Annotated in this window: 11 protein-coding genes; 3 read left to right on the plus strand and 8 right to left on the minus strand. The window is 50.2% G+C overall.

What is annotated here, in order from left to right:
• Positions 1 to 7: 7 nt before the first annotated feature.
• Entirely contained in the window at positions 8 to 1,234 is a 1,227-nt protein-coding gene (gene sorT / locus EV681_RS06060; RefSeq protein WP_130303512.1) for a SorT family sulfite dehydrogenase catalytic subunit, read from the minus strand.
• A gap of 44 nt (positions 1,235 to 1,278) precedes the next feature.
• On the minus strand, positions 1,279 to 1,578 hold the full coding sequence (locus tag EV681_RS06065; RefSeq protein WP_165392956.1) for a hypothetical protein: 300 nt from the start codon (positions 1,576 to 1,578) through the stop codon (positions 1,279 to 1,281).
• A gap of 167 nt (positions 1,579 to 1,745) precedes the next feature.
• Between EV681_RS06065 and EV681_RS06070 the strand changes: the two genes are divergently transcribed.
• The 3 genes from EV681_RS06070 to EV681_RS06080 all read left to right on the plus strand — a co-directional run bounded on the left by EV681_RS06070 (position 1,746) and on the right by EV681_RS06080 (position 6,172).
• Positions 1,746 to 2,165, plus strand: a complete 420-nt coding sequence (locus EV681_RS06070) for an ACP-like domain-containing protein (protein WP_130303514.1) — start codon at positions 1,746 to 1,748, stop codon at positions 2,163 to 2,165.
• A 695-nt stretch (positions 2,166 to 2,860) separates the two neighbouring features.
• Positions 2,861 to 3,841 carry a Dyp-type peroxidase gene (locus EV681_RS06075; RefSeq protein WP_130303515.1) on the plus strand — a complete coding sequence of 327 codons (981 nt, stop codon included), beginning with the start codon at positions 2,861 to 2,863 and terminating at the stop codon, positions 3,839 to 3,841.
• Between the two features lie 42 nt (positions 3,842 to 3,883).
• The gene (locus EV681_RS06080; protein WP_130303516.1) at positions 3,884 to 6,172 is read left to right on the plus strand and encodes an FdhF/YdeP family oxidoreductase; all 2,289 of its coding nucleotides are present in this window, start codon (positions 3,884 to 3,886) and stop codon (positions 6,170 to 6,172) included.
• Positions 6,173 to 6,305: 133 nt separating this feature from the next.
• On the opposite strand, the gene EV681_RS06085 is transcribed toward EV681_RS06080, so the two are convergent.
• The 6 genes from EV681_RS06085 to EV681_RS06110 all read right to left on the minus strand — a co-directional run bounded on the left by EV681_RS06085 (position 6,306) and on the right by EV681_RS06110 (position 12,149).
• Complete coding sequence (locus tag EV681_RS06085) at positions 6,306 to 7,643, minus strand: hypothetical protein (RefSeq protein ID WP_128395190.1); 1,338 nt, start codon at positions 7,641 to 7,643, stop codon at positions 6,306 to 6,308.
• 10 nt (positions 7,644 to 7,653) lie between these two features.
• The gene (locus EV681_RS06090) at positions 7,654 to 8,529 is read right to left on the minus strand and encodes an aKG-HExxH-type peptide beta-hydroxylase (RefSeq protein WP_130303517.1); all 876 of its coding nucleotides are present in this window, start codon (positions 8,527 to 8,529) and stop codon (positions 7,654 to 7,656) included.
• Positions 8,530 to 9,080: 551 nt separating this feature from the next.
• Positions 9,081 to 10,463: a PepSY-associated TM helix domain-containing protein gene (locus tag EV681_RS06095; protein ID WP_242612150.1), complete on the minus strand. Its 1,383-nt coding sequence runs from the start codon at positions 10,461 to 10,463 to the stop codon at positions 9,081 to 9,083.
• 12 nt (positions 10,464 to 10,475) lie between these two features.
• The gene (locus tag EV681_RS06100; protein ID WP_130303518.1) at positions 10,476 to 10,937 is read right to left on the minus strand and encodes a copper chaperone PCu(A)C; all 462 of its coding nucleotides are present in this window, start codon (positions 10,935 to 10,937) and stop codon (positions 10,476 to 10,478) included.
• A 17-nt stretch (positions 10,938 to 10,954) separates the two neighbouring features.
• A complete protein-coding gene (locus EV681_RS06105) occupies positions 10,955 to 11,554 on the minus strand; it encodes an SCO family protein (RefSeq protein WP_130303519.1) in 600 nt (199 codons plus the stop codon).
• A gap of 166 nt (positions 11,555 to 11,720) precedes the next feature.
• Entirely contained in the window at positions 11,721 to 12,149 is a 429-nt protein-coding gene (locus EV681_RS06110) for a DUF2946 family protein (protein ID WP_130303520.1), read from the minus strand.
• Positions 12,150 to 12,490 lie beyond the last annotated feature (341 nt).

Raw genomic sequence — 12,490 nt, forward strand, 5'->3', positions numbered from 1 at the left:
TTTTTCCTTAGGCGACTTTGACCGCCACCATGTGGTCGCGCCAGCTATTGTTGATATAACCGCGATTATTTTCACGGCGTGCTTCGGGCTGGGTATCGCCAGCCTCGTTGGTGGCCCGGCAGGCCAGCTCGTGGGTACCCGCAGCCAGGTCAGCGCTAAAGACGAATTCACGCCACGCATACCTGCCCAGGTCCGGTCCGACGAACTCGGCTTTTTTCCAGTCTTTGCCGCCATTGACGGAGACTTCGATAGACTTGGCCGCGGTCATCCCGCCCATGGCAATGCCACTGATCTGCACACGCCCGGCCGCAACGGTTTGCTCCGGGTCAGACGGATAGTTGATCCAGGACTTGACCGGCAGTTCCCAAATGGAATCGTGGCTGGCACTGGATTTCTCGCCTACCGGCGACCATCGATAGCTGGTTTGCTGTATTTTGGCCGGCGATTGCTCTTTGGTGAATGACAGGTGCTTGATGTACTTGATGGAGTTCACGCCGGTATAGCCCGGCACGATGATGCGCAAGGGGCCGCCATGCGCCAGCGGCAAGGCCTCGCCGTTGATCTCCCATGCCAGGATAGCGTCTTCCATGGCTGAAATCGGCACCGAGCGCTCGACCCGGATGGTATTGGGATCCAGGCCTTGCGGAATGGGTTCGCCGCCCGTGCTGGTCATGTAGACCATGCCTTCTGTCATGCCCCCAACGGCTTCCAACAGCGCCTTGACTGGCACGCCGGTAAAAATAACGCAGCCGGCGGCGCCCACGGTCCATTGCGTGCCGCTGGGTTTATGTGGAAACCAGGCCCGACCGTTGCCTGAACACTGCAGGACCATGGGTACGGCGGCCAAGCCCAGGGTTTTAAGCTCGGCCACGGTGAAGCTGCGTGGCTTGGCAACGCCACTGACCTCAAGCGTCCAGCTCTCGGGCTCTTTTACCATGTTGGCGTCAGTCGGCGGCGCCACGTTATTGCGGACAAACAGGCGATTAGTTGGCGTAATGACGCCGTTTCCAAAAGCCATTCGCCGGGTTTCAATCGTGTTCGCGCTATGGACGATCATGCTGTCGGCATCTTTCCAGCTAGCGTAGGCGGGCAAAGGCTTGGCGGCCGAGCCGCCAGCGCCCGGGTCCGGCTTGCCCAGATCGGCGCGTGCTACGCCAGCCAGCCCTGCCATCGCAGCGATGCTGCCTGTTGATATCAGCATCTGACGACGACCTGCATTAGTCAGTTCTTTCATTATTGTCTCCCTGAACGGTTGGTTCTGTTCTTTATATCTATTAGTCATATAGTTATATTCGACATAATATCATAATTGAAATAAGGATCGGGGAAGGTAAATTGATCCGCCTGCGCAATGGCGGTGGGGACGCAGGCCAGGCGCGCCAGTGCATCGCTAAGCGCCTCCCGTCTTTTCAGCGAACATTCCATGGCTTGTTCAAGCTCGTTTGAAATAATTTGTCTGGCAACGGTAAAGGCGCTCGCGCGTTCCACATTGTCTGTTTGCTCATGGACCGCAGCCCCGGGCCCTGGGTTTCGAGGCCAATAGTGTTGTTTATAGAAAAAAGTGTTGTTTACCCACACATGCAATTGCAATTGACTATATGAATTCATTTTTCAAACGATTGCATGCGCCCTGTATAGCCACGAATGTTTTCAATTGGGCACGAACGTTTACACGTGCTGTGTAGCGGCGATGGTATAAAAATTTACGAGCAGGCGTGATGCCTGGATTTTCAAAGGGACCATTTATGAACTATAAATTCAAAACACTCGCTGGCTTGTGTCTATGCGCAGGACTGGCTGCATGTTCTACTTCAAATGAAAACGGCAAGGATTTGTCGCAACAAACGGTCGAATATAGCTGCGGTCAAGGCAACACTCAGCCCGTAAGCGTCCAGTACACCTTCCAGGGTGAGGAACCGCTGGCCGCCAAAGTCGTCTATTCCAACCAGGCGATGGAACTGACGCGTGCCACGACCAGCAACGCCGACATGGTCGGCAATACATTCCGCGGCAATGGATATACCTGGACCACCGACAAATTCACCCGTGAAAACGTAGGTTCAGTCAACGGCAAAATGCTCACCCAGGACGCGCGACAGGGGGGAATGGGTCAGGCCTCCACCGTTGGTAACGTTCTGGTCAAGGATTGCAAGGTCGGCAGCTAATTAACGTCATTATTTGTCTTCAATCCGATGCGTCGGGATACCTGCATCGGATCCCGACTTTTCCACCATGCCCATCCCACAAGATCGGCATGGCACTTTTTCTTGACTAAACTGAAGCACCAGCCAATTGGGGTTGCCCATCTGGCAGCTCGCGAATAAATGTTTGTGGCGTGATCATAGACAATATGATGGGTGCCTCAAAAACGCCAGTGCTTTGGTGTATATCTGATAATAAATAATAAATAATAAATATTAAAAATAAATACCGAGTAAATCTGTAATGAATAAATCTGGATTGGCACTGAAACCGGCCTGTTTGAGCTGTGTTTTGTCACTAATGCGTCGCTGGTGAGAAACTGCTTCACATGCTGCAATCGATCAGATCAACATGCCGCATCCCTTACCCATAGGCCTTTGCTGTTGTCATTCCGTGCTCGCCTCATTTATCGGGTTGCCTACCTGCATAGGATCGGCTCAGTCCATGAATTTGCGAGGGCGCAAATTTTTTCGCGACTTATTATCACGATAAAACGTAAAATCAAGACAATGTTGTGACGTAATAGCCAGCAGCAGCGGGTTCTCAGGATGGACGTTGTCGTGCTTTTGACACGAACGCTTTCCTGTTGCGCAATCCACCCGTACTCAGAGCGCTGTTGCCGTTATCAATCTATCCTTTGCCCGTACATCAGGAACATATGAATACTTCTATCAATGAACCCCAGGCTGTGTCCAATCCGGTCACCCGCAACGCAATATTCATCGTTGCAACCATAGCTCAAGACAGCGAGCATCTTGAGACGGTGCGCGCCTGGTGCGAAGATGTCGAGGGCCTGGTGCGTTCAGTGGGTACACGCTTTCCGGCAAGCGGGTTAAGCTGTGTTTGCGGATTCGGCTCCGAGGCATGGGATCGGCTGTTTGGCCAGCCGCGGCCAATGCAATTGCATCCTTTTAAGGCTATCGGGTCGGGAGAGCGGATCGCCGTGTCCACGCCTGGAGATCTGCTACTGCATATTCGCGCCGACGAAATGGATATGTGTTTCGAGCTTGCTACTCAATTGATTTCAAAACTTGGCGATGCCGTGACGGTGATCGACGAAGTTCACGGATTCCGGTACTTCGATCAGCGCGCCATCATCGGCTTTGTCGATGGCACTGAAAACCCCACAGGCCGAGAGGCCGAAGACTACACTGTTATCGGGGACGAGGATCAAACGTTTGCTGGTGGCAGCTACGTACTGGTGCAAAAATACCTGCACGATATGAACGCCTGGAATGCGCTTACCGTCGAGCAGCAGGAAAAGGTCATTGGCCGCAGCAAATTTGCCAATATTGAGCTTGACGACGATGTCAAACCGACCAATTCCCACAGCGCACTGACGACCGTGGAAGAAAACGGACGCGAATTGAAGATCATCAGAGACAACATGCCTTTTGGCAGGCCGGGCATGGGTGAGTTTGGCACTTACTTTGTTGGCTATGCGCGTACGCCGAGTATCATCGAAACCATGCTGGAAAATATGTTTGTCGGACGGCCTGCCGGTAACTACGATCGGTTACTCGATTTTAGCCGCGCCGTTACCGGTACGCTGTTTTTTGTTCCATCCGCTACGCTGCTTGAGTCGCTTGCTTCATGCAAGCCGGTCGAAGCAGAAAGCGTGCAGGCTTCATCGGTTTAATCAGTTTTCATTTGCGTTGCTCACCGTTGTGCAGGAGGTCCTATGACTACGAAAAGACGTGAGGTACCGGGCATACGCCCCTACGATGCGCCAGCTGGCGGCTGGGGGGCGCTCAAGGCAACCGCTGTCGCTGTCCGAACGCAAATGGATATGATGGAAGCGCCCGTCACGCTGATGCGCACTAACCAGCCAATGGGCTTTGATTGCCCCGGCTGTGCCTGGCCTGACAAAGAGCATCGCTCCACGTTTCAGTTTTGCGAGAATGGCGCAAAAGCGGTGACCTGGGAGGCAACGAAAAAACGCGTTACTGCAGATTTTCTGGCACAGAATACGGTGACCTCGCTGTTGAAAAAAACCGATTATGAATTGGAAAATTATGGTCGCCTGACGCAGCCGTTATCCTATGATCGTGAAACGGACACATTGCGCCCAGTAAGCTGGGATGCTGCGTTTGAGCGTATCGGTACGGTTCTGCAGGGACTGTCGCCGAACCAGGTAGAGTTCTATACCTCTGGCCGGGCGTCCAACGAAGCAGCCTATCTTTTTCAGCTTTATGCCCGTGAATTTGGGACGAACAATTTTCCAGACTGCTCCAATATGTGCCATGAAGCGACCAGCGTGGGATTGCCACGCTCAATCGGAATAGGCAAAGGGACAGTATCGCTGGACGATTTCGACGATACGGAACTGATTATCTCAATTGGACATAATCCCGGCACTAATCACCCGAGGATGATGGGCACGCTGCATGAGGCTTCACGGCGGGGCGTACCCATTATCGTTCTGAATCCATTGAAAGAAAGAGCGCTGGAGCGCTTTACCGATCCCCAGAACGTGGTCGAGATGGCAACCTACAGTTCGACCAGAATTGCGTCATCGTATTATCAGGTGAAATCAGGTGGAGACACCGCGGCGCTCAAAGGCATCATGAAAGCGCTGTTGGCATTGGATGAGACAGATCAGGATGTCATTGATCACGACTTTATAGCAGAGCACACACAAGGATTTGCTCAGTTCTCTGACGATCTGCGTGGCACGTCCTGGGAAAGGATAGAGAAAGAGAGCGGTTTGCCGCGTGCCGACCTGGAGCAAGTGGCAGCCGCCTATGCCAAATCCCGGGCCACGATCGTCTCCTATGGCATGGGCATTACACAGCACAATAAAGGTACGGCGAATGTTCGTTTGATTGCCGATTTGCTTCTGATGCGCGGCAATTTTGGCAAACCGGGGGCAGGCATTTGCCCGTTGCGTGGACATTCCAATGTACAGGGCAATCGCACTGTCGGCATCACCGAAAAGCCGTCAAGCCAGTTTCTGCAGAATATTGAAGCGGTATTCGGATTTGCGCCTCCTCAAGAGCATGGGCATGATTCGGTAAGAGCAATGCAGGCAATGATTGAGGGAAAATCAAAAGCACTGATTTGTCTGGGTGGAAATTTCGCTGTTGCATTGCCTGATCCCGAGCAGTCGTTTCAGGCAATGAAGCAGCTGGACTTGAGCGTACACATCGGTACAAAACTGAATCGCTCGCATCTGCTTGTGGCCAGGGAAACGCTGATACTTCCATGCCTGGGTCGTACTGAACTTGATATTCAGGCAGGCGAGCGACAGTCCGTAACAGTAGAGGATTCCATGTCCATGGTGCATGCCTCATCGGGCAAGTTAAAACCGGCCTCTGAATTTCTCAAATCTGAGCCGGCCATTGTCGCGGGCATGGCCATGGCCACGTTGCCGCAAAGCAAGGTCCCGTGGCAGGACCTGGTAAGCAACTACGATGCCATTCGTGATTTGATCGAGAAAACCATTCCCGGTTTTGACAACTACAATAAGCGAATCAGAATTCCCGGCGGATTTCGCATGCCATTGCCGCCTACAGAGCGTAAATGGCCAACAGAAACAGGCAAGGCGATGTTTTCTGTATTCAAAGGCGTCAGCGAGGACGCCAACGTAGAGGGTGATGATGTACTGCGTCTTATCACGCTGCGTAGCCATGACCAATATAACACGACCGTATATGCGCTGGATGACCGCTACAGAGGGGTGTTTGGGCGCAGAGATGTGTTGTTCATGAATGACATTGATCTGGATAAGCAAGGCCTGGAACATGGTGATCTTGTCGATATTGAAACCGTCGTTTCGGAAAGAAAGCTCAGCATGACCGGCATTACCGTGATTGCCTACGACATTGCACCCGGTTCGGTCGGCGCCTATTATCCCGAAGCCAATGTGCTCGTACCATTGGATTATTTTGATCAGGATAGCGGAACACCATCTTATAAATCGGTTCCGGTAAGGGTGACACGTAGCGCCAAACAAAATCATTTTCTTTGAAAGAAGGCACGCCTTTGAGCGCTGACCAGGCAGGCCGAGCTACTGAAGAACGCTCAGGCAGTTTAATAATATCGGTGTTTTTTAGTTTGGCGCAAGAACCTGCAAGAACGCGGCGTAGCTGCTGGACTGTGGCTTAGTGTCGAACTTCCAGTACAACCGCTTTTTTGCTCAATTCATCCAGAAGTTCATGAATTTTTGCTGTGTTATCTTTATCTAAATTCGCATCCCATTCGTCCAGTAAAAAATATTTAATATCTGGATATGCGGTAATTTCATGTAGAACCGTTAGCATGCTCTGGCCGGTAGATAAAGGTGCGGTGTCAACGTTCCATACCAGCGTATTCATGGATGCCGGCAGGTAGAATGCATCCTTGGTGAAGTGTTTCTTCAAATATAAAAGCAAGGTGGATTTTCCGGAACCGTTTTCTCCTCTTAATGTGAACCGCCCGCAATTTGTCGCTGCTAATTGTGTTGCCACTTCGGCGTAGCCCGCAATTTCGGTGTCATTGAGCTTAATGGGCCTGACCGGTGCATTTGCAATGTGGCCATCCCTCTCCAAGTCTCGTACGATATCGTAAAGAAATTGATAACTTGCCTTAACAGAGGACCAATCCAGCAATTGGTAAACCAGGGTGCCCAGTGAGTTGAGTATATGAAATACTCTGGTCAGGTTCACTATAATTGCGGCGGCTACCGCAGGGTCCAATGTACCGCTAACCAAAGTTGAATAAATCAAATAAGCAGTTGGCAGCAATGTAAAGATACCTAAAACCAGGTTGCCAGTTTGTTGAAGCTTGGTTTGCCTCAACGATTGTTTGTAATACCTATCGCCTGTCTTCGTTACCTGATTACTCCAACTATCAAAGTTTTGCACATTCCCAAGAATTGTATTGCTCCAGACTCTTGCTAAGTCGGAGCCGTAGTCGGCAAAGGTTTGTTCGACTTTTTTTGTTTCGCGAGCAATGGGTCTATGCAGGAAAGCAATAGAAACGATACTGATGACAACACTTAATAAATAGCCAAAAATCAGCTCGTTGGGCAGAATGATGCCGATGACGATCAGGCTTAAGCCACTATTTAACAGGAAGGTCAGGGAACCTTGTATAAAAGCAATAAATCCGCTAAGAATGGGAAAAGAGTTGCGGGAAATGGCTGATTCGATCGAGTTTCTCAGCTTGATATTGGTATAGATATCTGGTCGTGAGAAGCACTTTTTCCGCACCAACTCGATAAAATTTTTATGAACACCATTTACCCACTTTTGCATCTCGACAAGTGACAGGCAGCCGGGCAGAAATGGCGTGATCATGCAGAATAGGTACCAAAACAAGCTTGCGGAAAAAGGCTCGCTGGTTTGATATGCAGTTATTAACTGTGTAAGGAACAAAGCTGATAATGCAATGAGAGACTGATGTATAACGACCAAGCCTAACGACAAAGCGGCATGTCTATTGAAAAGGATGTTTTTCATAGATATTTTCTTAATTCAATCGTTTGATTTTCGATAACTTTTCTTCTGCATTTTGAAGCAGATAATTGACTCGAGGACTGATCAGCGCTTTGAAATTGCTGGTAGATATGATTGTTTTAACTGAATCAATTGATATGAGTGCCTGATCTATCAACATATTTGTGGGAGGATGAACTAACGGCCTTTCCGGATGCCCCAGAAGTTTATCTCTAAAGAGTACAACTTCTGTTGCAACAATAATGCTGTGTATTACTTTATCTAAAGGTCGGGGAGTTTTTAGAATCGCCGATATGGCCCAATTGTTTTTTTTTAGAATTTCGTCATAGTTGTAATGTTGATGAAATTGCTCATCTATAAATAATGCATTGTGAGTCATCTCATGAATCAAAAACTCGAGTACTTCGGCTACTTTGTAATAGCACCTCGGATTTGCCCAAATAATACCTACCGCAGCAGAGGTGGTGCCGCCGCGAGCGCAGCCTGAGGGCATGATAAAAATATCGGTCACTAAAGTCTTAAAAAGTTGGCTATATTCGTAATCTAATATATTTAGTAAATTTAAAGCCTTATCAATTAATACCGCTTTCTCTTCGGCTTCAAAGTCCAATGTGTCTTCGATAACATTGTTCTGTTTTTTGTCGTCCAATAATGACAATGCGTCCTTTGTGAGGTACGAGCTGAATTTCCGTGACTCTTCGAAACCGAAGATAATGTTTGTAGAGATTTGATCGGATGTCGGACGCTGTTGTAGGGACGAAATAATATTTCGGTAAGCCTTCCCTAAAGTTAAGAAGTCATTTGTATTTCGTGCGAGATCTAAATCTGAAAGGGCAATCATCCCCATAATATTTCGAACTTGTGTATCTAGGTCTGTTTGTAAAAGCATGTCTTTATCCTAACCGCTCTGTACATACATAAATAATGACTGCGCATCTCATAGAGAGCGCGCAGATATAATTAGTGTTGGATTAACTCTTCGAAAGAGATCATTCTTAATGGTGGCGTAGGGCGAGGGCGATTCGGAATGTGACACCAGAACGAGTCAGTGCACGCATTAAGCTCTATCAGGTCAATATCTTTATGATGGAAATTGTTGATGATCTGTGAAACTGCTATTTCGAAATTCGTTGTTTGTTTATCCAATTTAGTGTGGCTCATGGTGTTTCCTTATGAAATGCCTAAGAAAAATAACCAATGGTTACATTTAAAAATAATATACTAGTTTTTGTTGGAACGCAAATGATAATAAGTCGCATTACAATTAATAAAAATTAAATTCGTGGCTATACCGAACGGATCAACACTCTGTTGATCCGCCACGTTCCTATTGTTGGGAATGGCTCAGCGTTTTTGTAGAGCCGCTCGCCTCTGCATCTTGCTCCTCAAGGCGGGCAAGTAACATTGGAAAATTGACTTTTCTGCCCCTCTTGCGCACGATCAAACGCCTTTGCGCACCATAACCGCAGACCTGCTTTTGCCCAATTTCCAGCGGACAATGTCGATCACAATGAACGCCACCAGGCTGATGCCCATCAGGGGCAAGGCGTAACCCAACAGCGCAGCTATCGCAACTGAAATTGCCTTGAGCGAGACCGGCAAGCTCATCCATGCTGCAATAAGCGTTCTTGCCGGATTGGGCCTGGAAGCGACCGGCCGGCGCAGCCACCACATGCGATACCCCAGCCCGATCATCACACAAAGCCCGATACCGAAAGCGATCAGCAACAGCTGGTTGGGCAGGCCGAACAATATTCCCATATGCGCATCCACGCCCCATCGGGTCAGCTTGGCCACCAAAGGAAAGGTATTGAATTCGGTCCGATCAACGATACTGAAGTCTTGCGGGTTGACGGCAACCGCATCAACCTGTGTGGGCCAGCGGCGATCAACTTCCGTGACCGTCCAGGCTTTGCCTGGCTCATTGGGGGCGCGAATTTCTATCATGCCGGCACGGATCCCGGCCTCTCTGGCTGCGGCAACGACCCGTGGCCAGTCTTGTATCGACTGCGTTGTACCCGCCATGGCGGCATGGTGTTCTGCATGCGGGTCTGCATGCATCGCGTGCGAGTCGTGAGCCAGCGAGGTGTTGACCTGTGGCGTGAGCCATCCCATGTCGGCGCGCAATTGGTTGATATTGTCTCCTGCCCAGCGCGACCAGGTCAGGCCCGTCACCGACACAAAGATCAGGCCCACAAAGAGCACCAGGCCCAGCGTTGTATGCCAATGGCGATTTTTCAGGAAAGTGCTTTCTTTTTTTGCCGTCTTGCGCGACGCGCGGGTGCTGAACCAAAGCAGCAGTCCTCCCAATGCAGCAGCCCATAACCAGGAGGCAGCCAGTTCGCTGTAGTTTCTGCCCAGATCGCCCAGCAGCAGGGTGCGATGCGCCTTGTCCAGCCATAAGCGAATCGGCAGCACACCGCTGGTGCCATAGACCATCATGTCGCCTTTTATCTGAAGGGTATAGGGATCGACAAAAATGGCTCTGGACTCCGACGCCCCATAACTGGCATCGGCAAATTGCACGCGTGTCGTATAGCGCGCCTCGGGTGCGGGCCTGACTGCATAGATTTTCGCCTGCTGGCCAGCATGGTGTTGTGCGGCTTCAATTTGCTCAGAGAGCGGCCTGGCGGCACCTTGCGGATTGACATAAAGAGCATCTGCATAAATGGCATTTTCAAGTTGTGGCGTCAATACATAAAGCGTTCCTGTCAATGCCGCTACGAATATGAAAGGTGCAATAAAAAGGCCGATATAAAAATGGATCCTGCGCAGAAAGTTGATCGCTGCTGCCTTTGTTGATATGGGTGCTGAGTGTGACATAACGATGTGCTCTTACTGGTGATGTTTGCTGTGACCGCCATGCAGGGATCGGGCAGTGGCCTGGATCTTCATTTGCGTATGATTGCCGTCCTTGTCTTCGAAGGTCAGCGTCATAGGGATAACGTTTCCTTCGCTGATTTGTTTGTTGAGATTGATCAACATGATGTGATATCCGCCTGGTTCAAGGGCGACCGGTTGACCTGCAACTATTGCAAGTTCCGGAATTTGACGCATTTTCATGATGTCGTTTTCCATCGTCATCTTGTGCAGCTCAACATGATCGGCGACTGGTGAAGCAGCACTCACCAGCTTGGTGTCTGATTGGGCGGTTAACCGCATGAACGCGCCAGTGGTAGTCTGTTGTGGGACGGTGGCGCGCACCCAGGGATCGTCCACGCTTACTTGCGCATAAGCTGTCGATGCAACAATAAACGTGGACAGCAGGGCAACCAATGCATTGATAAATATAGACATAACATTCTCCGAAATAATTAATCAAGGGCCAATATCTTGCGAATATCCTGTACATACTCCTCGTCGGGCTGGGTATGTGAAAGGGCGATCCGAAGGCGGCCGGTGGTGTCATACAGGTAGCTCAGTGCAGAGTGATCCATGGTGTAGGACGATCCGGTGGGCACTTTTTTGTAGTAGACCTTGAATTCTTTAGCGGTCTGCTGGGTCTCTTGCAACGAGCCGTACAGTCCAAGGAACGTGGGATCAAAGGCGCTCACATAATTGCCAAGCAATTGCGCACTGTCCCTTTCCGGGTCCACGGTAATAAACAATACCTGCAGGCGCTGACCGTCCTTGCCAAGCATTTTTTTGACATTTGCCGCGCGCAATAGCGCGGTGGGGCATATGTCCGGACACTGGGTGAATCCGAAAAATACCAAAACAACCTTACCGCTGAAATCCGATAGCGTATGGCGAGCGCCATCGGTGCCGTTCAGTGAAAAGTCTCGGCCAAATTTGGCGCCGGTCAGATCGCGCCCATGTATGTTGGCCAATGTCGCAGGGCGTGAGCAGCCGTACAGGATGACGCAGCCGACCAGGACCGCGATAATGCGCAGAAATCTATTGAATGGCAGCATGGGGCCTCCTTCGTGAAAATAGATGCGAAGAAGGTGATGCCACCGGTGCACGCAAGGCTGCAACAGGGGCAGCCCGCGTGTGAGCAGGAAAAATAGGCATGAAAAAACCTCGGGAGATGAGAATCACGGGATGGCGATCGCAGATACCGCGATCACCAGTGAAATATCAGCCGAGGTGAGAAGGGGGCGCGCGTGATCCCAGCGGCGGACCGTGTGCCGGCAGTGGCGGCAAGGCCTGGTTGTGCTCAATAAAGGGCGTTAGGCGCTGTTGCCATACGGTTACCGGCATTGCCGGTGAATCTAGGATGGGCAATATGCCCTGGGAGATGACCAGGCCGAATGGACATTCCTGGCTGGCATGCTCCTGAACTGGGGAGTCCTGAGTTTGCTTGGGAATGCTCAGCTGCAGCGTTTCATTGCCACCATCCGCATTGCAAAGCGTCAGAACAATCGTCCTACCGTTGTCGCCCGACAATACAGGCATATAGCCGCTGGGGATCACCGATCTGCACACGAACGCAAGCACGGCCAAGCATAACAAGAATTGCCAGACCGAGATGCCTTTGCAGGGGAGATGCTTGCGCACTACGTACATTATTTCGCGATATCAAAGTATTCAGCAAGAATACGGATGCAGGTATATGAACCGAGGATCATCGCATATTAAGACAAAAAGCGGGCGAAGCGCAAAGCATTTTTAAAAAAATGATCCGCACCGAATGAGCCGATATCAAGGTGCAGTCGACCAAATTTAATTCCAGATAACAGCGTTAAATCACAAGGAGCAGCAAAACTGTATATCAATCAATTTGCGCAGTCCTGACTTTTGTCCCGGATCTTTCCGAACCTCATGGATCGCGCGTCAAGTGCACCTGTGTCGCCGGCGACTTGTGATAGCCACACAAATAGCACAAATGCAATGAAACGTTCCGTTTG

This window comes from Advenella incenata (genome assembly GCF_004217095.1).
In the GTDB taxonomy this organism is placed as follows: Bacteria; Pseudomonadota; Gammaproteobacteria; order Burkholderiales; family Burkholderiaceae_B; genus Advenella; species Advenella incenata.

Coding starts and splice junctions, on each gene's coding strand:
- sorT (WP_130303512.1), bottom strand. CDS start 1,234: ATGAAAGAACTGACTAATGCAGGTCGTCGTCAGATGCTGATATCAACA.
- EV681_RS06070 (WP_130303514.1), top strand. CDS start 1,746: ATGAACTATAAATTCAAAACACTCGCTGGCTTGTGTCTATGCGCAGGA.
- EV681_RS06075 (WP_130303515.1), top strand. CDS start 2,861: ATGAATACTTCTATCAATGAACCCCAGGCTGTGTCCAATCCGGTCACC.
- EV681_RS06080 (WP_130303516.1), top strand. CDS start 3,884: ATGACTACGAAAAGACGTGAGGTACCGGGCATACGCCCCTACGATGCG.
- EV681_RS06085 (WP_128395190.1), bottom strand. CDS start 7,643: ATGAAAAACATCCTTTTCAATAGACATGCCGCTTTGTCGTTAGGCTTG.
- EV681_RS06090 (WP_130303517.1), bottom strand. CDS start 8,529: ATGCTTTTACAAACAGACCTAGATACACAAGTTCGAAATATTATGGGG.
- EV681_RS06095 (WP_242612150.1), bottom strand. CDS start 10,463: ATGTCACACTCAGCACCCATATCAACAAAGGCAGCAGCGATCAACTTT.
- EV681_RS06100 (WP_130303518.1), bottom strand. CDS start 10,937: ATGTCTATATTTATCAATGCATTGGTTGCCCTGCTGTCCACGTTTATT.
- EV681_RS06105 (WP_130303519.1), bottom strand. CDS start 11,554: ATGCTGCCATTCAATAGATTTCTGCGCATTATCGCGGTCCTGGTCGGC.
- EV681_RS06110 (WP_130303520.1), bottom strand. CDS start 12,149: ATGTACGTAGTGCGCAAGCATCTCCCCTGCAAAGGCATCTCGGTCTGG.